This is a genomic window from Solitalea agri, from assembly GCF_023914155.1.
Classification (GTDB): domain Bacteria; phylum Bacteroidota; class Bacteroidia; order Sphingobacteriales; family Sphingobacteriaceae; genus Solitalea; species Solitalea agri.
The window spans coordinates 179539-203028 of sequence record NZ_JAMWYS010000003.1 but is presented as its reverse complement, the minus strand read 5'-3'; the positions used below and the strand labels follow the sequence as shown (position 1 = coordinate 203028).

At 36.9% G+C, this 23490-nt stretch carries 24 protein-coding genes; 18 read left to right on the top strand and 6 right to left on the bottom strand.

What is annotated here, in order from left to right; translation table 11 throughout:
• The first annotated feature begins 23 nt into the window (after window positions 1-23).
• The 7 genes from NF867_RS01295 (at window position 24) to NF867_RS01265 (ending at window position 9527) form a co-directional block, all read left to right on the top strand.
• Window positions 24-1316: a type IX secretion system plug protein gene (locus NF867_RS01295; protein ID WP_252585728.1), complete on the top strand. Its 1293-nt coding sequence runs from the start codon at window positions 24-26 to the stop codon at window positions 1314-1316.
• Between the two features lie 146 nt (window positions 1317-1462).
• A complete protein-coding gene (locus tag NF867_RS01290) occupies window positions 1463-1861 on the top strand; it encodes an HYC_CC_PP family protein (RefSeq protein WP_417765069.1) in 399 nt (132 codons plus the stop codon).
• Window positions 1862-1937: 76 nt separating this feature from the next.
• On the top strand, window positions 1938-4163 hold the full coding sequence (locus NF867_RS01285; protein ID WP_252585726.1) for a TonB-dependent receptor: 2226 nt from the start codon (window positions 1938-1940) through the stop codon (window positions 4161-4163).
• Between the two features lie 37 nt (window positions 4164-4200).
• A complete protein-coding gene (locus tag NF867_RS01280) occupies window positions 4201-5118 on the top strand; it encodes a heavy-metal-associated domain-containing protein (protein ID WP_252585725.1) in 918 nt (305 codons plus the stop codon).
• A gap of 921 nt (window positions 5119-6039) precedes the next feature.
• Window positions 6040-7173 carry a histidine decarboxylase gene (locus tag NF867_RS01275; RefSeq protein ID WP_252585724.1) on the top strand — a complete coding sequence of 378 codons (1134 nt, stop codon included), beginning with the start codon at window positions 6040-6042 and terminating at the stop codon, window positions 7171-7173.
• A gap of 66 nt (window positions 7174-7239) precedes the next feature.
• Entirely contained in the window at window positions 7240-8451 is a 1212-nt protein-coding gene (locus NF867_RS01270) for a parallel beta-helix domain-containing protein (protein WP_252585723.1), read from the top strand.
• A 32-nt stretch (window positions 8452-8483) separates the two neighbouring features.
• A complete protein-coding gene (locus NF867_RS01265; RefSeq protein ID WP_252585722.1) occupies window positions 8484-9527 on the top strand; it encodes an SO2930 family diheme c-type cytochrome in 1044 nt (347 codons plus the stop codon).
• A gap of 58 nt (window positions 9528-9585) precedes the next feature.
• Here the strand turns inward: NF867_RS01265 and ychF are convergent, their stop codons facing one another.
• Together ychF and budA are read right to left on the bottom strand one after the other, a co-directional pair.
• Entirely contained in the window at window positions 9586-10683 is a 1098-nt protein-coding gene (gene ychF / locus NF867_RS01260; RefSeq protein ID WP_252585721.1) for a redox-regulated ATPase YchF, read from the bottom strand.
• 94 nt (window positions 10684-10777) lie between these two features.
• Window positions 10778-11563: an acetolactate decarboxylase gene (gene budA / locus NF867_RS01255; protein ID WP_252585720.1), complete on the bottom strand. Its 786-nt coding sequence runs from the start codon at window positions 11561-11563 to the stop codon at window positions 10778-10780.
• Between the two features lie 140 nt (window positions 11564-11703).
• On the opposite strand from budA, the gene NF867_RS01250 reads away from it, so the two are divergent.
• Window positions 11704-12717, top strand: coding sequence for a glycosylasparaginase (locus NF867_RS01250; protein ID WP_252585719.1), 1014 nt, complete (start codon window positions 11704-11706; stop codon window positions 12715-12717).
• Window positions 12718-12781: 64 nt separating this feature from the next.
• Entirely contained in the window at window positions 12782-13357 is a 576-nt protein-coding gene (locus NF867_RS01245; RefSeq protein WP_252585718.1) for a TetR/AcrR family transcriptional regulator, read from the top strand.
• 58 nt (window positions 13358-13415) lie between these two features.
• On the opposite strand, the gene NF867_RS01240 is transcribed toward NF867_RS01245, so the two are convergent.
• A complete protein-coding gene (locus tag NF867_RS01240) occupies window positions 13416-13739 on the bottom strand; it encodes a DUF3276 family protein (protein ID WP_252585717.1) in 324 nt (107 codons plus the stop codon).
• Window positions 13740-13928: 189 nt separating this feature from the next.
• The gene (locus NF867_RS01235) at window positions 13929-15722 is read right to left on the bottom strand and encodes an ABC transporter ATP-binding protein (RefSeq protein WP_252585716.1); all 1794 of its coding nucleotides are present in this window, start codon (window positions 15720-15722) and stop codon (window positions 13929-13931) included.
• A 225-nt stretch (window positions 15723-15947) separates the two neighbouring features.
• On the opposite strand from NF867_RS01235, the gene NF867_RS01230 reads away from it, so the two are divergent.
• The 9 genes from NF867_RS01230 (at window position 15948) to NF867_RS01190 (ending at window position 22161) form a co-directional block, all read left to right on the top strand.
• Window positions 15948-17048 (top strand): Glu/Leu/Phe/Val family dehydrogenase, encoded by a 1101-nt coding sequence (locus NF867_RS01230; protein ID WP_279639321.1) that lies wholly within the window; start codon window positions 15948-15950, stop codon window positions 17046-17048.
• A 118-nt stretch (window positions 17049-17166) separates the two neighbouring features.
• Window positions 17167-18105 (top strand): transcription antitermination factor NusB, encoded by a 939-nt coding sequence (gene nusB / locus NF867_RS01225; RefSeq protein ID WP_252585715.1) that lies wholly within the window; start codon window positions 17167-17169, stop codon window positions 18103-18105.
• An 18-nt stretch (window positions 18106-18123) separates the two neighbouring features.
• Window positions 18124-18552: a DUF1573 domain-containing protein gene (locus NF867_RS01220; RefSeq protein WP_252585714.1), complete on the top strand. Its 429-nt coding sequence runs from the start codon at window positions 18124-18126 to the stop codon at window positions 18550-18552.
• Window positions 18553-18567: 15 nt separating this feature from the next.
• The gene (gene yajC, locus NF867_RS01215; RefSeq protein ID WP_252585713.1) at window positions 18568-18888 is read left to right on the top strand and encodes a preprotein translocase subunit YajC; all 321 of its coding nucleotides are present in this window, start codon (window positions 18568-18570) and stop codon (window positions 18886-18888) included.
• A gap of 81 nt (window positions 18889-18969) precedes the next feature.
• Complete coding sequence (locus NF867_RS01210) at window positions 18970-19929, top strand: YbbR-like domain-containing protein (RefSeq protein ID WP_252585712.1); 960 nt, start codon at window positions 18970-18972, stop codon at window positions 19927-19929.
• Window positions 19926-20525, top strand: a complete 600-nt coding sequence (gene coaE / locus NF867_RS01205) for a dephospho-CoA kinase (protein WP_341870019.1) — start codon at window positions 19926-19928, stop codon at window positions 20523-20525. The genes NF867_RS01210 and coaE overlap by 4 nt, the downstream gene beginning before the upstream one ends.
• Window positions 20518-21456 carry an MBL fold metallo-hydrolase gene (locus tag NF867_RS01200; RefSeq protein ID WP_252585711.1) on the top strand — a complete coding sequence of 313 codons (939 nt, stop codon included), beginning with the start codon at window positions 20518-20520 and terminating at the stop codon, window positions 21454-21456. Before coaE ends, NF867_RS01200 begins: the two co-directional genes overlap by 8 nt.
• Window positions 21456-21632: a C1orf53 family protein gene (locus tag NF867_RS01195; protein ID WP_256471341.1), complete on the top strand. Its 177-nt coding sequence runs from the start codon at window positions 21456-21458 to the stop codon at window positions 21630-21632. Before NF867_RS01200 ends, NF867_RS01195 begins: the two co-directional genes overlap by 1 nt.
• 82 nt (window positions 21633-21714) lie before the next feature.
• The gene (locus NF867_RS01190; protein ID WP_252585710.1) at window positions 21715-22161 is read left to right on the top strand and encodes a MarR family winged helix-turn-helix transcriptional regulator; all 447 of its coding nucleotides are present in this window, start codon (window positions 21715-21717) and stop codon (window positions 22159-22161) included.
• A gap of 24 nt (window positions 22162-22185) precedes the next feature.
• Here NF867_RS01190 and NF867_RS01185 read toward each other — a convergent pair whose 3' ends face one another.
• Together NF867_RS01185 and NF867_RS01180 are read right to left on the bottom strand one after the other, a co-directional pair.
• Window positions 22186-22926, bottom strand: a complete 741-nt coding sequence (locus NF867_RS01185) for a ZIP family metal transporter (protein WP_252585709.1) — start codon at window positions 22924-22926, stop codon at window positions 22186-22188.
• On the bottom strand, window positions 22913-23488 hold the full coding sequence (locus tag NF867_RS01180) for a phosphatase PAP2 family protein (RefSeq protein WP_252585708.1): 576 nt from the start codon (window positions 23486-23488) through the stop codon (window positions 22913-22915). The genes NF867_RS01185 and NF867_RS01180 overlap by 14 nt, the downstream gene beginning before the upstream one ends.
• Window positions 23489-23490: the final 2 nt, after the last annotated feature.

The following is a 23490-nucleotide window of genomic DNA, read 5'->3' as shown; positions in this document are numbered from 1 at the left end:
CGTTAGCTGAAATTTCTGCTGTAATGAAAATAAAGCTAGCCTTATTTTTTATTGTGTTTTTTGTTTCCGTTAAGGTAAACGCCCAAAATGAAGATTTAAAGTATCAGGATTGGGTGTATAAACCTTATATAAAAACCGTTCAGTTTGATAATGTTACCAGCCAGGATTCGCCTGCGCCGGTAATTCCCTTGGTTAGTTCCGAAAAGTTATTGCTTCAGTTTGATGATTTAAATGCAGGCACTCAAGATTATTACTATACCATAGTACATTGCACCGCCGACTGGAAACCCAGCAACATTTCATCAATTGATTATTTGGAAGGTTATACCGAAGATCGGATTATCGAATACAAATATTCTTTTAATACCATCCAGTCGTATACGCATTATGGATTGGTATTTCCATCCAATACCATGAAGCCATTGATTCCCGGAAACTACCTGTTAAAGGTTTACCTGAATAATGATCCGAATGATTTGGTTTTAACCCGACGATTTTATGTGAACCGCCAGCAGGTGAATATTACAGCCGAAGTAACGCGCGGAACCGTAATAAAGAACCGGAATCAAACGCAAAAGATAAACTTCACTATTCAGCATCCTGCATTGAATGTTTCGAACCCTATGGCCGAAATTAAAACGGTAATTACACAGAATGATCGACCGGATAATGTGATTTCGGGAATGCGTCCAACTTTTATTCGCACCAATGAATTGGTGTATAACGATATGGATTCGGGGACATTTACTGGAGGCAGTGAATTTAGGAATTTCGATACCCGAAGTTTGCGGTTTTTCTCGCAGCACATCCAGGATATTCAGAAAGAAAAGAGCAGAACGGATGTTTACCTTTTTGGAGACGATAATTATGGACAAACTGCCTATTCAACTGTGGTCGACTTAAATGGAAGCTATGCTATCAGAAACCAGGACGGAGGAGGAGACTCTGAGGTGGACGCGGATTATACAAGAGTTCATTTCGCCCTAACCAAAACCGAACCTTCAACCACGGGCGACTATTACCTCTTCGGAAAACTTACAGATTATCAGATCAAAGATGATTATAAGCTTTATTTTAACGAAGTAACTCGCGCTTTGGAAACCCAGCAAATGGTTAAACAAGGCTATTATGACTATTCATATGTGTTTGTTCCTAATGGACAAAAAGTAGCTGATGAGTGCGCTACCGAAGGCTGCCATTTCGAAACTGATAATGTGTACACGATCTACGTTTATTTTAAACCCCCGGGCAAACGTTATGATGAACTGGTAGGAGTGAGGAGGTTTAATTCAAAGATGTTTTTTATAATAAGGTAAGAATCTGCAGCTTAGAGAATAAAAATAAAGTATAAGTTAGGTTCTCTTTTTATTGTTTATTTCGAAAAATAGCCTTCGTAAAACACTTGTTTTCAGTAACAAAAACATTACTTTCTTATCGTTGTATAATTTTTAGTTTTGGGGCGATGAAAAAAATTGTAGGCATAATAATGTGTTTATTCTTTCTCCTTAATACAATAGGAGTAGGTGTATACACGCATTATTGCGGTACTACAAGACAGGATACAAGGATTGCTGTTAAGCCTGAATGTTGCTGTAGCAAAGGTGATGATGATAAAGATAGTCGTACCCCAGTGGATGACTGCTGTCGTAACGATGTTAAAATTGTTAAAATTGAAGACAGTTATCTTTCATTAGCACATGCTGAAACGGTAAAATTGTTTCCGGTACAGCTGTTTTTAGTTGCATTCCATTTTACGCTGGATGCACAATTAGCGCCTGAAACACTCGTTTCATTTAATTTAAAGAGTCCTCCTCTCCGAAGTTGTTCTATTCGGCATCTCACACAAGTATTTCTTATCTGATCATTTCTGTTTTAAACTTTAGGGTAATCTTATGGACTTACCTGGATTTTATTGTTAAAACAGAATTTGATTTTTAATGAAAAGATTTTTAGCTATTCTTTTATGTTTAGTTGCGTTTGGGTTTGAGGTTTTCGCGCAACAAACAATAAGCGGCACTGTGTTCGAGCGCAACGCCAGCAAAAAGGAACTTCCCCTTGCAGGAGCGAGTATTGTGTGGATAAACTCCAATGTAGGAACCCTGTCTGACGCCCATGGCAAATTTGTCCTGAAAACAACTAATATTACGGATCGAAGATTGGTTGTTTCATGTTTGGGCTTTCAACCTGATACTATAAAAGTAAACTCTAATACCCCCCTGCGCATTGTTTTAATTGAAACAGGAAAGCAGTTAAATGAAGTGGTTATTACGCATCAGCGTGAAGCTTCAATGGTTTCTATTCAACCGCGTAAAACCGAGATCCTTACTTCGAAAGAGCTTAAAAAAGCAGCTTGCTGCAACCTGGGCGAAAGTTTTCAAACCAATACAACGGTTGATGTTACTTATCGTGATGGGGTTACCGGCAGCAAGGAATTGCAGGTTTTAGGTTTGGCTGGAGCCTATACTCAGCTATTGACTGAAAACGCACCCACTATTACGGGGCTTGGCTCTACCTATGGGCTTTATGGAATTCCCGGAACCCAAATTGATCAAATTCATGTGGTTAAGGGTCCCGGGTCTGTGATTTTTGGCCCCGAGTCGATCAGCGGAATGATCAATATAGAGTTGAAAGATCCAATGCGTGCCGATAACCTCTTCGTAAACGGTTATGTTGATGGTTTTGCTCGTGCCGAATTAAATGTGGATAAAACACTTAAGGTTACGAAAGATCTCAATACGTTATTCTCGTTTCATATCGATCGTTATAAGCAAAAAATGGATCAGAACGGCGATTCATTTTTGGATAATCCAATGCTTCAAAACGTCAACGTGCTGAATAAGTGGAAATATGAGTCGGGTAACGGCTTGTTTTCGCAAAATTCTATTAAGTACTTGCATGAGGATCGCCAGGGCGGACAAATGGATTTTAACTTTGATCAGCCTCATGCAGATCACTCCATGTATGGCCAGCAATTGGTTACCAACCGTCTCGAGTTTTACGGTCGCACAGGATTTGTGATGCCATCAGACAATTATAAAAGCCTTGGTTTGCAGTATACTTATGTACTGCATAACATGGATGGATATTATGGTTTACGAGAAGATGACGGCCAGCAGCAAAGCTTAAATCTCCGCTTGATCTACAATCAAAACCTGGGTAAATATAATTCAGTAAATCTTGGTGCCAGCTATCGTCTAGATAAGATCAAGGAGCAATTTGGTGATCTTTATCTCAACAATGACTTAAGTATGCCCGGTGTTTTTGCCGAAAATACCTTTACGAGTCAGGGTAAACGTCCGGTTTCAGTTATTGTGGGCCTGCGTGCTGATGTGGCTAATGGTGAATTGGTGTTTACGCCTCGAGGTAATGTTAAATGGGAACTTAATAAAAACACCGACGTTCGACTCTCAGCAGGAACCGGTTTCAGATCAGCGAATATTTTGGCCGAAAACTCCAACATCAAGGTAAGTAACCGTGAAATTGTAATAACAGAGCCTTTAAAACTTGAAAAGGCGTTGAACTATGGTTTTAACATTAACCGTAAATTCGAGCTTAACTATCGCAAAGGAAGTGTAGGATTGGATCTTTACAGAACCCAGTTTGCTAATAAGATCATTCCTGACTATGATACGGATCCAACCAAAGTGTATTTCTCAAATTTAACCGGGGAATCATTGGCTAACAATGTTCAGGTTGAAGCTTCTTACTATATCTTAAAACCTGTAGAGTTAAAGCTTGCTTACAAATACCTTGATGTATTCCGCAAATCTGATGGAGTTCGAATCACCGAGCCTTATGTGCCTCGTCACCGCACGGTTGCTTCGTTATTTTATGAATCTTTTAATCGTAAATGGAATGCAAATGTGACTTGGCAATGGTTTGGAAGCAAAAAGATGCCCTATTTAGATGAGGCTCAACGCAATGAAATTAGTAGTTACAGTAGTTCTTCTCGCCCTTATTCTATGGTTAATTTGCAGTTAACCCGTCATTGGAAAAACTTTGAAATGTATCTCGGCGCCGAAAATTTGTTTGACTTTCGGCAGCATAATTACATTGTAGGGGCGTCGAATCCTTACGACGGCTTCTTTGATGCATCTTATATTTGGGGGCCTATTGAAGGTCGTAGAGTATATGCCGGATTTAGGTATAAAATTGATAGATAATAAAAACGATAATTCATATTAAAAAAAGAGATATAAAATGAAAAAAAATAAGTTCATAGGTTTGTTTGCTATAATGTGCCTTGTTTCACAGTTGGTTTTGGCTCAGGACATTACGACAGAAAGTTTTAAAGTTTTGGGAAACTGCGGAATGTGTAAAAACAATATTGAGGGCGCCGCAAAAAAAGTGAAAGGGGTGCAATCAGCCAATTGGGATAAAGATACCAAACAATTAAAAGTGAGTTATTCAGCCCCTGCCACTAAACCCGTTATTCAAAAAGCAATAGCTGCAGTAGGGTATGATACAGAAGTGGAAAAGGCAACTGCAAAGTCTTATAATCAATTGCATGAATGCTGCCAGTATCCACGTGAGGGCTTTCAAGAAACTTCAGTTGCTCCAGAGAAACAGGATGGGAATACCGAAAGTTTTAAAGTGTGGGGCAATTGCTCAATGTGTAAGAATAATATTGAAGGAGCAACCAAAAAAGTAAAGGGGGTTACTTCAGCAGATTGGGATGAGCAAAGTAAGCAATTGAAAGTGAGTTATGTGGCACCTGCAAATAAAGTAGCAATTCAAAAAGCTATCGCTGCTGCAGGTTACGATACAGAAGGTGAAAAAACAACTATTGAAGCTTACAGTAATTTGCATTCTTGCTGTCAATATTCTCGTGATGTACAAGCAAGTTCAGCGACAGTTATTCCTGCTTCAAAAGGAAAAATCCAAACGGTATATTTTAAAGTAGCAGGCATGACTTGTGCCGACGGCTGTGCTAAAGGCATTGAAAAACTACTGTACGGGCAAAAAGGGGTGAAGCAAAGTGAGGTTAACTTTAATACCTCAATAGCCAAAGTTGTTTTTGATTCAACCAAAATTTCAGTTGATCAAATGAAAATGGTCATTCAGAATTTCGATAATGGTGAAAGCAATAAATATTCTGCCGAAGTGGTAACACAATAGAGAAATTTGCCCAAAGGAGTTAGATTTTCTTATCAGGCTCTCAACAAACCATAAAGGCCATTCCTGTAATAAAGGAATGGCCTTTTTTAATATCGAAGAATTTGCTTATTTGTATAGGTTTGTTCCTAATGAGCAATGAAAGAATAATGAAGACAAAAAAGACGTTACTACTGTATGTGATACTTGTACTCATATGTTCAGGTATATATCCAATGTTTGTGTATTTGGATGAAAAATATCAAGCACCAATACCTAAAGGTTTTTGGCTTTTATTTAGTGTCACCTATATAATTTTCCTGGCTTTTAGAAAAGACTACAAGGTGATTTATTCAATTGTGTTTGCCTCAATTTTTGTCTCCTGTCAGTTACTCATTTATTTTATTCCCAGTTTTTATACAGTTGTGTTTAATTTGTTTTCTTGAAGCGTTCCTGCAATTTTTACCCCCCCTCCATCAATCAATTTAGTAACTCCGAAGAGGAACTTAATACTATAGAAGAAGTAATTACTACTTCAGATGAAGAACTTAGTACCTATCAAGGATAATTTAGTACTTCAGAAAGAGAAGTTAGTACTTCAGAGGTATTAATTAGTACATCAGAAAGAGTAATTAGTACCTCAGAGGTATTAATTAGTACTTCGGAAAGAGTAATTAGTACCTCAGAGGTATTAATTAGTACTTCAGAATGAGAAGTTAGTACCTCAGAGGTATTAATTAGTACTTCAGAAAGAGAAGTTAGTACTTCAGAGGTATTAATTAGTACTTCTGAAAGAGAAGTTAGTACCTCAGAGGTATTAATTAGTACTTCGGAAAGAGAAGTTAGTACCTGAAAGGTATTAATTTGTTGTCCAGAGCAGGTACAATATAACAATCCAACATTCCTGCAATTTTCCCATCTTTGGGCACCAATCAATCAATAATTATGAATAGACTAAGTGTTGAAGATCAGCGCAAGCTATCGGCATTGTGTGAAAAAATTGAAAAGAATACACAAAACTTCCTGGGTTATCCCGTTTCCAAGGATTTCGATTATTCCGAATTAGTAGAATTGCTCAAATACCCCGTTAACAACCTTGGTGATCCATTTGCCGAATGTACTTATGCCGTCGATTCAAGAGAGATGGAACGTGAAGTCTTGGAGTTTTTTGCAGAGATCTTCCGTGCTCCTAAAAACGACTGGTGGGGATATGTTACTAATGGGGGTTCCGAAGGCAATATGTACGGTCTTTACATGGCTCGAGAGCTACATCCAAAGGGAATGGTCTACTATTCTGCTGCCACGCATTACAGCGTTCATAAGAATCTTCATTTGCTAAACATGCCTAACATTGTTATTCGTACGCAAAAGAACGGTGAAATTGACTATGAAGATTTAAGCAATACCATTCGAATGAATCGTCATATGCCGGTTATTATCATGGCCAATATTGGTACCACCATGACCGAAGCCAAAGACGATATCAATAAAATTAAAGCGATCTTAAATGATGCCGCTATTCAAAACTATTACATTCATTGCGATGGAGCGCTTTCGGGTAGTATCAGTCCGTTTTTAGAACCACGTCCTGCATTTGATTTTGCTGATGGAGCAGACAGTATCGCAATTAGCGGACATAAGTTTATTGGTTCACCAACTCCTTCTGGAGTATTGCTTGTAAAGAAATCTCACAGAGATCGAATAGCTCGTTCAGTGGCCTATATCGGTAGTCTTGACACGACAATTACCGGCTCTCGAAATGGTCACAGCCCAATCTTCTTATGGTACGCCATTAAAACCTTGGGATACGAAGGATTAAAGAAGCGTGTTGAACATAGTTTGAATATTGCTGCTTATGCCGAAGAGCGTTTAAAATCCATTGGAATTGAGGCATGGAGAAATCATAATGCAATAACCGTTGTGTTTCCGCAGCCACATGAAATGGTACGTAAAAAATGGCAGTTAGCATCAGAAAAAGGATTGTCACATATTATCTGCATGCCTAATGTAACTGAAGCTCAGATAGATGAACTGATAGCAGATATAATGAAATATAGTGAAGAAACCATTCTTTTATAGAAGCGCTTGGAACTCACAAAACAATGGATATATTTACCCTCTAACCAATTTATTGTAGCCAACTTTATGAATAGAGTTTTACTATCCGTATGCTTTCTCGCTCTAACAATTCCTGCATTTGCACAAAAAGATGTTCAGAAGAAACTTCAGACAAAATTTATAGAAGCTGAAAATGGCAGCGTGATTGAATTGGAAGAAGGAACCTTTCATTTAGATGCGAGCCTTTCAATTGATGGTAAGAAAAACCTGACCATTAAAGGAAAAGGGATGAATAAAACCATTCTATCATTTAAAGGACAAATTAGTGGTGCCGAAGGGATTAAAGTTACTGATGGTTCAAACATCGTTTTGCAAGATTTAACTGTTCAGGATTCTAAAGGGGATTGCATTAAAACCCAAAAAGTAGATGGAATAGTTTTCAGGAACGTAAAAGTGGAATGGACTGGTGGTCCAAATAAAGATAATGGGGGTTATGGTTTATATCCTGTGCAATGCAAAAATGTATTGATTGAGGGTTGCGAAGCAATAGCTGCATCTGACGCAGGTATTTACGTTGGTCAGTCGCAAAATGTAATTGTTCGCAACAGTAAAGCGCATGAAAATGTAGCAGGTATCGAAATTGAAAACACCCTTTATGCTGATGTTTACGAAAATGAAGCGGTAAATAATGTTGGAGGTGTCTTAGTATTTGATTTACCAGGTTTAATGCAAAAGAAAGGCGGATTTGTACGCGTGTTCAACAATAATATCCACGATAACAATCACGTGAACTTTGCCCCTAAAGGTAATATTGTAGCCAAGGTGCCTCAGGGTACGGGTGTGATGATCTTGGCCACCAACAATGTGGAGATCTTCGATAATAAAATTATCAATAACCGCACAGTGGGCACAGCCATAACGAGTTATTACATTTCTGAAATTCCTATCAAAGACAAAGAATATTATCCTTATCCAACCAATATTTATATTCATGATAATGTGTTTGAACGCAAACACGAACGTGCCACAATGAAAGGACGGATGGGTAAAATGTATCGATTTAAATTGAAATTTGGGAAAGATGTTCCGTTCATTCAATATGATGGAATTGTGGATGCTAAATTTAAAAATGAAGATGGCAGTTTAAAGCCTGAGCTTGGTATTTGTTTCCTTAATAATAAGAATCAATCCTTTGCCAATCTGGACGCAGAAAATGGTTTCAAAAATATTTCTCGCGATATAAAACCTTTTGAACGCGAAGGTATAAAACAGAAGGAAGTGGTATTGAGTATTCAATAATTTTTTAGTGACGATTTAAAGATTTGAGGAGTATGAGACAAATTATTGTTATTGCTTGTTTGCTTGCAGTTGCTTGTACATTGAGTTTTAAGGTGGTAAAAACTCCTTCACTGGATAAAAAAGATAAGCTCTCTGAATACGGATTTTTTAGTGGTAAAATGGCTGATCTCGCCCCTGCTGGAGGGGTTGTTCCTTATAGCTTAAATACTCCGTTATTTTCAAACTATGCTGAAAAGTTGCGCTTTGTTAGAATACCTGAAGGTACAAAGGTCACTTATACAGCAGATGGAGCATTAGAGTTTCCGGTTGGAACCATTCTCATTAAGAACTTTTACTATCCAAATGACTTTCGCAATCCAAAGAAAGGCAGGCGAATTATTGAAACACGTTTATTAGTAAGGCAAGAGAATGAATGGGTGGCTTGGCCATACATTTGGAACGAAGAGCAAACGGATGCTGTTTACGATGTAGCCGGTGAGACTCGTCAGATTTCTTATGTTGATATTCACGGAAAAAAGGTGGTAACCAATTATGTCATCCCGAATAAGAATCAGTGTAAAGGTTGTCATAATAAAAATCAAAGCATGCAACCTATTGGGCCTTCCGCAATGGAATTGAATCGTAACCAGCAATATGCTTCAAAAGCTGAAAACCAGCTGGAGCATTGGCAAAAGATTGGGATGGTCGATAATTTACCCTACTTAAAAGATATACCCAAACTAGCAGTTTGGAATGATCCCTCAACAGGAACCCTCGATCAACGAGCCCGGGCTTATTTAGATGTTAACTGCGGTCATTGTCATCGAAAAGAAGGACCTGCTAATACTTCGGGATTATTTCTAAATGTAGGTGAAACTCAACCAGCGGTTTTAGGTGTTATGAAAGCGCCAATTGCTGCAGGAAGAGGTTCCGGTGATCGGAGTTATGACATTGTTCCGGGTAAACCCGAAGAATCTATTTTAGTATATCGAATGGAATCAACAGATCCCGGAGTTGCTATGCCTGAATTGGGTAGAGAGCAGGTGCATAAGGAAGGCGTAGAATTGATAAAAGAGTGGATCAGGAATATGAAATAAACTAAAAACGCCTTTCTGGGTAAATCGGAAAGGCGTTTTTAGTTTTATTTGTTTATGCTTAAACGTTAAAACGGAAGTGCATAATATCTCCGTCTTCTACTACATAAGTTTTTCCTTCTACACCCAGCTTTCCGGCATCTTTACAAGCGTTCTCCGAGCCTAAGGTCACATAATCATTATACTTAATAACTTCCGCGCGGATAAAGCCTTTTTCAAAGTCGGTGTGAATAACACCTGCAGCCTGTGGCGCAGTCATTCCTAAAGTAATGGTCCAGGCTCTAACTTCTTGAACACCGGCAGTGAAATAAGTAGCCAGGTTTAATAAGCGGTAAGCAGCACGAATCAGTTTGTTTACACCCGATTCTTCTAAACCTAAGTCAGCCAAAAACAACTGCTTATCTTCGTAGCTTTCTAGTTCGGCAATCTCCGCTTCAATTTTTGCAGAAATAACTAATACTTCCGCATTTTCATTTTTAACAGCCTCGCGAACAATATCAACATACTTGTTACCGGTGTTAACTGAAGCTTCATCAACGTTACAAACGTACATTACCGGTTTTAACGTTAATAAATGAATATCTTCAAGATGTTCAAGGTCTTTTTCCTCTAACTGGGCTGCACGAGCTGATTTTCCTTCTAATAAAAGGTTTTTCACCAGCGTTAAAACTTCAACCGCTTTTTTGGCATCTTTATCACCTGTTTTAGCTGATTTTTCAACCTTCTGTAATTTCTTCTCAACCGACTCAAGGTCTTTTAACTGAAGCTCGGTGTCAATGATCTCTTTGTCACGGATCGGGTCTACTGAACCGTCTACGTGAACCACATTTGGATCATCGAAGCAACGTAAAACGTGCAGAATGGCATTGGTATTACGAATGTTAGCTAAGAATTGGTTTCCTAAACCTTCGCCTTTGCTGGCGCCTTTTACCAAACCTGCAATATCAACGATCTCAACAGTGTTTGGAACTACGCGTTGAGGAATTACCAGCTCAGCAAGTTTATTTAAACGTTCATCAGGAACGGTAATTACGCCTACGTTTGGCTCAATGGTACAAAACGGGAAATTTGCCGCTTGTGCCTTAGCATTTGAAAGAGAGTTAAATAAAGTAGATTTTCCCACGTTAGGTAATCCAACGATACCACATTGTAAAGCCATTTCTTGTACGGTTTTTTAAAATCAGGCGCAAAGATAAGTTTTTATTAGTAAGGATGAAGGACTACCCAGCAAAGAATCAAAAAGCATTAGTTAATTAGTGACCTTTCTCAACTTTTTCCAATGATTCATTTGCGGTCTTTTTGAATTGGAAATTTTGTAGGGCAGGGTCTCGCTGTTCTTCTAAATGAAAACTTTTGAGTTGAGCTATTTCAATCTTAAAATTGCTGCCTGAATAGTTGAGTATATGTCCGCCATGTTTTTTATCACTCGAAAGGAAATGGAAATGCAAACCCGCTATACTTACCCCGTTTAAATAAGAAGGCAAATAAAATCCAACCAGTGTGCCTTCAATATTTTGGAAATTAAAGAATTGTTGTTGGTCTAATATGCTTGATAACGGAGGAAAAGGTTCTTGCTTAAAAGGAGGGAAAGCTCTTGTTTTTACTTTATCAAACGTTCCGGTTATTTTAATGGCATACATTCTGTTTTTGTTTTTCAACAGATTCAGGATATAAGCTGATGCGCTTTGCTCAGAAAGTTGACTATTAATGACGAATGATGTATCTGCTTTGAAAAAGGTAACAAATGATAAGGATGTAGTAACCTTATTATTGGGTTCGAAGGTTTCGCCATTGGCTTTTGTTTGATAAACCTTACCATCCAAAACGATCAACTCTCCATCAAGCAGATCTGGGGCGCCTAGTCCGAAGTTGCCATGCTGTTTTAACTCATTAAGAGTGAGAGTGCCTTTGTACAGTCCACCGATAAATGCATCGGCAATACCATATTGATAAAATTGATTGAAGGGGTTAGCTGATTGTGAAAAACTGCTTATCGACTTTAACAATAAACAGAAAAGGAGTAGAAGTCTAAGTTTCAAAATAGAAGTTTTAGGGTTTTGTTTTGCTAATTCAATGATAGTAATGTTTGCTGAATCTTTAGGTATTTAAAATATTAAAAAGATTGCCGATTTAACTTTAGGATTCTAAATTTATTGCAAATCAATTCAAGTCTATAAATATGATTAACAGACGAAAATTTGTTAAAGCTGCAGGACTAGCTGCTGTTTCCTCGAGTTATGTTTTCGATGCTTTAGCTTCATCAAAAAATAATTTAGCCATAAAAAAGCCTGTAGTTATTTCTACCTGGAACTTTGGCAAGGAGGCCAATGCTGCTGCTTGGGAGGTGTTAAAGGATGGAGGACGAGCGCTTGATGCTGTTGAGAAAGGTGTGCATGTTCCGGAAGCCGATCCTAATAATCAAACAGTTGGTTATGGTGGATTTCCTGACAGGGATGGAAAAGTAACCCTGGATGCCTGCATAATGGACGAACATGGGAATGCAGGCTCCGTGGCTGCCTTAGAGCATATTATTCATCCCATTTCTGTAGCTCGTTTGGTGATGGAGAAAACTCCGCATGTAATGTTGGTAGGAGAGGGCGCTTTGCAGTTTGCACTTCAAAATGGTTTTAAGAAAGAAAATTTATTAACTCCGGCTTCTGAAAAAGCCTGGAATGAATGGCTGAAAACTTCAAAGTACGAACCTGTTGTAAATATTGAGAATAAGGCCGCAGCCCCTAAAAAGTTACCGGGTGGAAAAGACAACCATGATACTATTGGAATGATTGCTCTGGATGCCAATGGTAATCTGTCGGGTGCCTGTACAACCAGCGGGATGGCCTTTAAAATGCATGGCCGGGTTGGAGATTCACCCATTATAGGAGCAGGTATGTTTGTGGATAACGAAATTGGAGGAGCCGCAGCGACGGGGGTAGGTGAAGAGGTTATAAAAATTGTAGGTTCTTTTTTAGTAGTAGAACTTATGCGCCAGGGTAGAACGCCTCAGCAGGCATGTCAGGAAGCGGTTGAACGTATTGCCAAACGAGATCCCAAAAAGGCGAAGGAAGTGCAAATCGGATTTATTGCGCTTAATAAACAGGGTGAGTATGGTGCATTCTGTTTGCAGCCCGGTTTTACTTATTCTGTAAAATCAGCCGAGGAAGAACTTGTTATAAACGGGAAGAGTCTGTTTTAATATTATTATGAATGAGGGTTCATTTTATGAAAACTGCTATATTTAATAGAATCAATCTTTATTTATGAAACAACAAATAGCAGATAGGCGTCAATCGATTTTAGATTCCTCTTTAGAAATAATAACACAGTATGGTTTTCATGGATCATCAATGAAAGTAATAGCCGACAATGCCGGAGTTGCTTCAGGTACTGTTTATCTCTATTTTAAAAGTAAAGAAGAGCTGATCAATGAACTGTTTTTGGAGATCAGGAGGAAAATAAACGATGTAGTGCAAAATGCTTTTGATGAAGAGGAGGAGTACAAAAAAAACTTTGCCAATGTATGGCATAGCCTATATGATTTTTACCTGAATAATTTGCAGGTGTTCAGGTTTATAGAACAGTATTCAAGTTCCCCATTTATTGTTGAAGCCACAAAAAGGAAAGGCGAAAAGATATTAGCTCCAATTTATGAAATTTTAGGAATGGGCATTGACAAGGGATATTTAAAGCCGATGCACTTGACGGCGCTCTTATCATTGGTTTATGGACCCATTGTGGCTTTGGTACGCTTTCATCAAACTAATGAAATCAATCTTAATGAGGATGTTATCATCGAAGAGATAATAGAGTCATGCTGGCTTAGCGTTAAAAAGTAAAGGCAAAAAAAATGCATGAAGTTAATTCATGCATTTTTTTATTTAACCTATTTTTGGTTTAGAATGAAAAATCATCGTCAACTTTGTCGTGAACACCGTTGCTTTCAAAAGCTTCATAGCGTTTTTCAACAACGTCCTGATTAGATTTGATATAATCAACCACTTCATTCAAGCCTTCCGCGAATTTCTCGAAGTCTTCTTTGTAAAGGAAAATTTTATGTTTCACAAACACTCCATCTTCCATACGTTTTTTACTCTCAGTAACAGTAATGTAATAATCTCCTGCACGAGTCGACTTAACATCGAAAAAGTAAGTACGTTTTCCTGCTCTTACCTTTTTTGAGAATACTTCTTCGCGCTCTTTGTTATCAAAATCTCCCATTGTTAGTGTCAATAAGTTTAGCTTGGCGTAAATATAAAGTAATAATTTTCAATTTTCCAAATATAAATAGCTACTAAATAGCTATCTTTTTTCTTGCAATTTAATTATCTGAAGCTCAATAAAAAAGAATTTATTGTGAAAAAATAGTAAACTTTTCTTACAAAGATGCTTCGCTTAATCATTGATAATTTAATTATCTAAGATTTCCTCTTCTTCTAGTAATTGTTTTTCGAATAATTCAAAATATTCGCCCTTTTGGGCTATTAAAGCATCGTGATTTCCGCTTTCAATGATCATTCCCTCGTCAATTACAAAAATTTTATCCGCATTTTTTATAGATGATACTCGGTGGCTAATAATAATGCTGGTTTTATTCTGCATTACCTTACCTAAATTAATTAAAATCTCCTCTTCGGTTTTAGTATCAACCGCCGAAAGGCAGTCGTCGAATACCATAATTTGAGGTTCCTTGATAATTGCGCGCGCAATCGAAACGCGTTGTTTTTGTCCGCCTGAAAGCGTTATTCCTCGTTCTCCAATCGTTGTTTCAAACCCGTTAGGGAAAGCTTGGATATTATTATAGACTGCCGCTCTTCTAGCAGCTTCATGGATCATATCTTTATCCACTTTATTTAATCCAAATGCAATATTGTTACTGATGGTATCTGAGAACAAGAAAACCTCCTGTGGAACAAAACCCATCGAATCCCGCAAATTATTTAAAGTATAACTTTTGATGTTTTTGCCGTCAATCAGTATTTCTCCCGAGTTTACATCATACATACGTGCAATTAGGTTGGCAATTGTTGACTTACCAGAACCTGTTCTGCCAATAAAAGCAATAAATTCACCTGCTTTTGCTGAAAAGCTCACGTTTTTTAAGGCATGAATACCAGTATCAGGATAAGTAAAGTTTACATTTCTAAATTCGATATCACCATTTATCTTAAACTGTTCGTTCGTATTGGATTGAATTTCAGGTTGTGTATTCAAGAATTCATTTATTCTCTTTTGAGAAGCCGCTGCTCTTTGAATAAGCGAAGTAACCCAGCCCAACGACATCATTGGAAAGGTTAACTGGTTAATGTAAACGATAAATTCAGCGATATTCCCAGGAGTGATATTGCCATTCTTGACTTCAATACCGCCTATATAAACTGTAAAAACCACACTCAATCCAACCAGAAGTAAAACCGTAGGATAAAAGAAAGCCTGAACACGAGCTAGGCTCATCGAGCGTTTCTTGTACTCTTCACTTTGTGCTTCAAAATCTTCCCGTACTTTTTCCTCACGTACATAGGCTTTAAGCACGCGCATGCCGGAAAATGTTTCCTGAGTAAAAGTCGATAGGTTGGATAATTGCTCCTGAATGTGTTCGCTCTTATAATTGATAATAGAGTTTACATAATAAATAACCACCGCCATAACAGGTAAGGGCAACAACGCGAATAGGGTAAGTTTGAGGTTGATGCTGGCCATGGTGGATATTACCAATAGGAAAAGTACCAATGTATTAATTGTGTACATAATAGCAGGGCCTAAATACATTCGTACCCGACTTACATCTTCAGTGATCCGGTTCATTAAATCACCGGTATTGTTTCTGCGGTAAAATGAAAGGGAAAGTTCCTGATAGTGATTGTAAATTTCATTTTTTAAATCATACTCGATTAGCCGGGAAACTACAATAATGGTTTGGCGCATAAAGAATAAGAAAATACCTCTTAATATGGCCATTAGCAAGACAGAAAGCCCAAAAATGAGCATCGTTTTACCAAAAATAGCGTAAATACTGTCGTGACTGCTAAAACCTGAAAAAAGTTTGTAGAGTGTAATGTTTTCATTTACCAGATCAAAGGCTCGCCTGATAATTTTAGCCGGAATAACTCCAAAATAGTTTGAAATAACTACAAATACTATCCCTAATATCAATCGGTAGCGGTATTTTAAAAAGTATTTATTTAGATAGCTTAATTCACCCATTGTTTAATTTCTGCCTAACAAAAGTATCAATTTCTTCATTCAAGTGACGTAACGATTTTAGTGTTCTCTGATTTTCGTTCACATAATGGTTTTAACGGAAATAACTAAAAGTGAAAAATCATTATAAATTATTAATCTTTTGGTGCGGGTTTTGTTTTAATTGCTTGAAAATTATATAGATTTGTTATAAGGCATTGCTAACCAATAAACTAAAAACCACCCCTCATGCTCGAAATCAAGGAAATTAACGGTGTTAATACGGATTCTGTATTTGGTAAAATGGCAGATCAATCACATAAAAGCATTCTTTTTTGTTCAGATAAATCCACAGGTTTAAAAGCAATAATAGCTATTCATGATACAACTTTAGGTCCGGCAATTGGCGGAACCAGAATGTGGAATTACAGAAGTGAAGCAGATGCCTTAGATGATGTTTTGCGATTATCAAGAGGGATGACCTTTAAAGCTGCCATAACGGGTTTGAATCTTGGTGGCGGGAAAGCCGTTATTATTGGTGATTCAAATAAAGACAAATCTGAAGCTTTGATGCGCCGTTTTGGGAAGTTTATCAACAATTTAAACGGTGAGTTTATTACTTCGCAAGATGTGGGTACCAACACTCGGGATATGGAATACATCCGAATGGAAACTCCTCATGTGGCTGGTATTGCTGAATCTCTTGGGGGAAGTGGACATACAGGGCCGATTTCGGCCTATGGTGTTTATATGGGGATGAAAGCAAGTGCAAAAGAACAATGGGGTAATGATAGTTTATCCGGTAAATCAATAGCTGTTCAGGGAATTGGTAATGTTGGGGAACACCTGGTTAAATACTTAAGTGATGAAGGTGCGCGTGTTTATATTAGTGACCTTGATGAGGAGCGATTAACCTATGTAGCGCGCAAACACGATGCGATAATAGTTCCAAACCATCAGATTTATGATTTGGATGTTGATATTTATGCTCCTTGTGCCTTAGGAGCTACTGTAAATACAGAAACCTTAAAAAGATTGAAATGCTCAATAATTGCAGGTTCAGCAAACAATCAGTTGGAAGATGAAGAAGTGCATGGACAAATGTTAATGGAAATGGGCGTTTTATATGCTCCTGATTTTTTAATAAATGCTGGAGGTTTGATAAGTGTTAATTCGGAGATTTCAGGAGTTGGAAAAAAAAGGGCTATGCAGTTGGCTGAAAATATTTACAAAGTTACGCTCGATATTTTCCGGAAGTCGAAAAAAGATCAGATCACTCCTTATACTGCAGCCTTAAAAATTGCCGAAAAACGTATTCAAGATATTCGCCAGTTAAAAGCAAATAGCTAAATAATTTAAGAAGTAAGAATTTAGAAGATGACTCAGATACTAAAATTTTAAAATCGTACTTCTAAAATCTAACTTTTAAGTTGTACCTTTGCGGCCTTATTTTTAATTGTTCTTTTAGATGCTAAACAGAAGGCACTTGCGCATTAAAGCATTACAAACATTGTATGCTTTTTATCAGGCAGAAACCAAAGATATTCAGGGTTTCGAGAAGAGTTTGTTACAAAGTGTAGCTAAAGTAAATGAAGCCTACCTAACGGTTTTAAATCTTACTATTGAAGTTGCCAAATACTCAATAACCGATGCTCAGGAACGAGCCTCTAAATACATTCCATCAGAAGAAGACCTTAATGCAAGTACTCGCATTGCAGAAAATAAGCTTATCAAATTAGTTGAAAACTTTCCACCTTTTGTCGATGAGATCAAAAAGCAGAAGATTGATTTTTCAAATGATCAGGAAGTTGTCAGAACATTATTCAAAGACTTTAGTGCAACACCTGAATACAGTGCCTACTGTGTAGAAGAAGAGCATACCTTAAGTATTGAACGCGAAATCCTTATTTTCTTTGTTAAAAAAGTCTTGCCACAATCTGTTTTATTTGAACAAATGATGGAAGACCGCTTTATTAACTGGCCGATTGATAAAGATTCTGTGATCAGCATGATGATCAAAACGTTAAAAGAATTTGGTGAAACTAAGCAGAAGCTTGCTCCAATATCAGCCAACTGGTTGGATGACAGAGATTTTATGATTGATCTGTTTAAGTTAACGATCAGAAACAATGGCGAATACCAGGACTATATTTCTTCGAAAACCCAAAACTGGGACCCAGAACGTATTGCGTACATGGATACTATTTTGATGAAAATGGCAATCTGCGAATTGATTAACTTTAATGAAATTCCTGTTAAAGTTACCATTAATGAGTATATCGACCTTTCAAAAGAATTCAGTACTCCAAAAAGTAAAGTATTTATTAATGGGATTCTTGATAAGATTCTAATAGATTTGAAGGCTGAAAACAAGGTGAGAAAAGTGGGAAGAGGATTAGTAGAATAATTACTTTTTATCCGTTATATGAAAAAAACAATTTTAATATTAGTAGTTGCAGCATTTGCGGTGGCCTGTAATAAAGGAAGCAAAAATCATGCGCCTTCATCTGATCTATTTGCTAAAATTGATTCAAGTCAATTAACAGTTATTAAATTTGATGAGGATAAGTTTGATTTTGGAAAAATTACCGAAGGCGAGGTTGTTGAGCATTCATTTAAATTCGTAAACAAAGGTAAGTTCCCTTTAATTATTAAAAGTGCCATTGCAAGCTGTGGATGTACAGTTCCAAGTAAACCGGATGAGCCAATTGCTCCGGGAGCGACTGGTGTTATTGATGTAAAATTCAATAGTAAAGGTAAGCAAGGTTTGCAGGATAAACATATAACCATATTTGCAAATACAAATCCAACCGTGAGCACTTTGGAGTTGGTAGGTGAAGTTCAGGAAAATTAAACTCAATAAATTAAAATGATAGCTAGCGTTTTATTACAAGCAGGAGGAGGCAATATGACACAATCAGTTTTAATGATGGTGTTAATTGCTGTAGTATTTTACTTTTTCATGATCCGTCCTCAAACCAAAAAAATGAAGGATCAGAAAAAATTCATTGAAGAATTGAAAAAGGGCGATAAAGTAGTGACTATTGGTGGTGTACATGGTAAAATTTCTGAGGTAGGAGCTGATTTCTTTATGGTAGAAATTGATCATAACGTACGTATCAAAATTCAGAAATCAGGTATCTCTTTAGACAATTCTAAAGCATTAAATATCCCTGAAAAAGAAGCTTAATTGCTGATAATAGTATTTTTTAAGCCATCTCTTATAACAAGAGATGGCTTTTTCAATTATATTGCAGGTAAAACCGGTTAAATGACTGACAAGGAAAGATCAATATTTGACTTAAACAGAAGGGAACGGCATAAGCTAGGCTTATTCTTTGTTTGCTTATTATTTGCTATCGTTTTTTGGCTTATATCTTCTCTTTCCAATAAATATGTTTTTGATGTAAATACATCCCTTATTCTAACTAATATTCCTACGGATAAGACCTTAAGTGTAAAAAATGTAGAAGATATTACATTGAAAGTGGAAGGAACAGGTTGGCAATTGATTTTTTCGAAAGTTAACCTATTGAATAAACCATTAAAACTTGATATATCTCAAATTAAAGGGAATCATATTTCATTAATTAAATATATCGACGGTTTGAATCAGCAAATGAATAATGGTTTGAGAATAAAGCTTATAAAGCCGGAGTCTATCAATCTTGATTTTTCAAGCAGAATAGTGAAGCAAATTCCATTGAAGCTGTTTGCTGATATTACGTTTAAGAAGCAATTTTTTTACTCATCGAATTTAGTTTTAGAGCCAGATAGCGTTACCGTAAGTGGACCTATAGATGAAGTAGCAAAAATAGAAGCTTGGGTAACTCCCAAAATTGTTCTGCATAATTTATCCGATAGTGTTTATAGGTTGATCAAGCTTTCGGGAAGAAGTACTGATAACATTAAAATTACTCCAAATGTAGTTTCATTAAGAATTCCAGTCGAGAAATATACAGAAGGCTTAATAACAGTAAAGCTTAACCTGGCAAATAATGATCGCAATTATGATGTAAATTTGCTGCCGGGTAAAATAAAACTTAAATATTTATGCCCGGTAAATAAATATCCTTTAGTTGATGAAGATATGTTTTATGCGCAGGTTGATTTAAACCAATGGAAAAATCAGGGTAAAAATCGCTTGGATGTTAAATTGCTCAGGTCACCTGATTTTATTCGTGTAATCAATATAAGTCCATTAGTTGTTGATTTCTTAGTTGCCAAATGATGCTGAAAATTGGGATAACCGGTGGAATAGGAAGTGGTAAAAGCACTGTTGTTAAAATTTTTGAGCAATTGGGTGTCCCCGCTTTTATTGCCGATATCGAAGCAAAGAAAGTAATGGTTGAAGACGCTACGCTTATAACCGGACTCAAGCAAAATTTTGGTGACCAGGTGTATTTTGACGATGGAACACTAAACCGTAAGTTATTAGCAGATATAGTGTTTAATAATCCGGAGAAATTAGCAACACTCAACTCATTGGTTCATCCAGCAGTTTTCCGATCATTTGATCGCTGGAGTCTTTCATTTCACAAAAAGCCTTATCTATTGAAGGAAGCTGCATTATTGTTTGAAAGTGGAAGCTACCAACAGAACGATTTCAATATTTTAGTTACAGCGCCCGAGGACTTACGTATTAATAGGGTAATGCAGCGCGACGGAAGCTCAGAAGATGAGGTGAAGAGCCGTATTAAAAACCAGTTTTCGGAGGAGGAAAAGCTAAAACTGGCTGATTATATAATTTTAAATGATGAAAAAAAAGCCTTGATTCCTCAGGTTTTAACATTGCATCGTGAGTTTTTGAAAAGAGCAGATGATTGAAGAATATTTTAAATTGACAGAAATCGGGTTGTATTGCCCTCTTTATAATTTTTATCTCGATCCACAAAAGCCTGTTAAAAATGCGGTAATATCACATGCCCATGGCGACCATGCAGTGGGTGGTTCTGAAAATATTTATTGTACCGAGGCTACTAAAGCGGTAATGGACCTTCGGTATAAAAAAAATGCAGGCAAAAACTTTCAGATTGTTCCTTATCGTCAATCATTTAGTATAGGCGAAGCTAATATTACTTTTTATAGTGCCGGGCATATTTTAGGTTCTGCACAAGTATTAATTGAAATAGAAGGAAAAAGAATACTTTATACCGGCGATTTTAAATTAGAGCACGACCCTACCAATGAACCTTTTGAGTTTGTTAAAGCGGATGTTTTGATTACTGAAACAACGTTCGCCTCTTCTGAAACAGAGCATCCTAAAGCCGAAGACGAAATTATTAAGCTAAACAGATTTAATAATAATATCATTTTTGGAGCCTATGCATTAGGTAAGGCTCAAAGGGTAACTCAGCTAATTAACCAATATTGCGATGGTTTAAATGTATTGGTCCATTATTCTATTGCGCCCATACACCGCATTTATGAACAGTTTGGTGTAAGTTTAGGGAAGTGGCAAATGTATGATCGAAAAACGATGAAACACTCTGTAAACAGCGTTTATATCGTTCCTCCTTTAACTTTTTCTAGCTATAAACACTCCAGGGATGTTTATAAGGTTTTTGCCTCTGGTTGGGGGAATTTGCAGGAGTATTGTGATGAAAAACTGTTTATAAGCGATCATGCGGATTGGAATCAAATTCTGAGGCTTATTGAACGATCAGAAGCTAAAGAGATCTGGACTTTGCATGGTGATGGGAATGAATTAAAGAAACACTTAAGCAATACGCACACCGTTAAAATTTTAAATGAATAATGCTAAAAGTCGGCGAAGATTATATTATCAATGAAAACGGATTAATGGTTTTAACTCGTGAGTATCATTTAAAACGAGGATATTGCTGTATGAATTCGTGCTTAAATTGTCCTTGGGATTTTGCGAAAAAAGTGAAAGAGATTAGTTCACAGGCAAATCCAAAAAAAAATAAATAACAATTTCTTAATAAAAATATACAGAGCAATAACATTAAATGTTATTGCTCTGTATATTTGTGAACAACTATCTAACAAGATTATGCAGATTGAAAAAGAAATAGTTCAGGATAAGTTTGAAAACAATTATCAAAAAGCAATAATAAATATTGTTTTTACACAAAGTTGGTTGATGTCAAACATGCGCCAAGTCCTCGAACCCTATGATATTACTCCTCAACAATACAACGTCTTACGTATTTTACGCGGTCAGTTTCCCAAACCGGCAACGCTTAATTTGGTTAAAGACCGTATCATTGATAAAATGTCTGACGTATCACGAATTGTTGATCGTTTGGTAAAAAAAGAACTTATTGAGCGAAAAACCTGTAAAAGCGACCGTCGAGCTGTTGACTTGTTAATTACTGATAAAGGATTGGAGCTGCTTAGTGTTGTTAGTACAGAAAAAATTCAGGATTTTATTCATGAGAATCTTACACAAGATGAACTTGAAACATTGAATAATCTTCTCGATAAGTTAAGAGGCTAGCACCAGCCTCTGACTCCATTACTTTTAATGCGTATGTGTATACGACTGCTGACTGAAAAACAAAGCGATTGCAATTCCTGCCCCTAAAAATATAGCAATTGTTTTATAGAAATTGAATTTATGGTCCTCGCTTGCTTCAAACAAAATGGTGGTTGAAATATGCAGGAAGATTCCGATCACAACAGCCATGATATAGTCGAAATACTGTGACAGAACTCCTGATGTAGCCGGGCCTAAGTTTTGACTTAAAATAAAGCCTACCGGAGACATAATGGCAAACAACACCAACATAATAACAGTAGTTCGCTTGCTTATATGACTTTGAAGTAAAATGCTGCCTAAAGCAAAGGCGGCCGGTATATGATGAATTGCAATACCAAACAATAATTCATTCTGCGCGGCTGAACTTGCTAGTGGTAATGCTTCTAAAAAGGCATGCAGGCATAAGCTGATCATCAATCCATAGGGGAAAGCCGGGCCATGATGATGTTGGTGAACATGAATGTGCCCGTGTTCAACGCCTTCAGAAAATTGCTCCAAAATAATTTGAAACGCAAACCCAAGCAATACGAACACTCCTACCATTGGGTTGTGCGACGAATAAACTTCGGGCATAAGATGCAGAGCACAGATAGCGAACAAATATGCGCCACTGAACGATAGTATAAGTTTAAGCTTTCTGTTGCTGCCTTTTTGAACAAAAAAAACAGCTAATCCGCCTAAAAAGGCGCTTGAAAATAATATTAAGCTTTTAATTAATTCCATCAATAGGTACTAAAGATTTTCGAAGTTTAGATACAGAATATCCGACTACTATGCCAAAGATTCCTCCGCAGAATACATCGAATGGATAATGAACACCCACATAAACTTGCGCGAAACAAATAATTGCTGCCCAAAAGAAAGCCACAGGTAAAACCCATTTCCAACGCTGGTAAAACGTACTAATTAAAAATGTAGCTATGGCAAAATGATTCGAAGCATGTGAAGAAATAAAACTAAACCCACCTGAACAACGCGAAAGCCTTACTTTAACCAAGCCCATTAATGCCGGATCATTGCATGGACGTAAACGTCGAAAATATTCTTTAATAATACTTGCACTAACAAAATCAGCTATGGCAAAGGTGATTAATAAGAATGCAATCAGGTATAAACCTTTTATTTTGTATTCTTTGATAAAAAAGATGATCAAAAACAAATAGAGCGGAGCCCAAAACGCAGGATAACGCATTAACGGCATTAGCCAGTCAAAAAATGAGTTTGATAAATCGCTGTTAACAAAAAAGAATGCTTTTTGGTCAATGGAATTTAATTGTTCGAGCATTT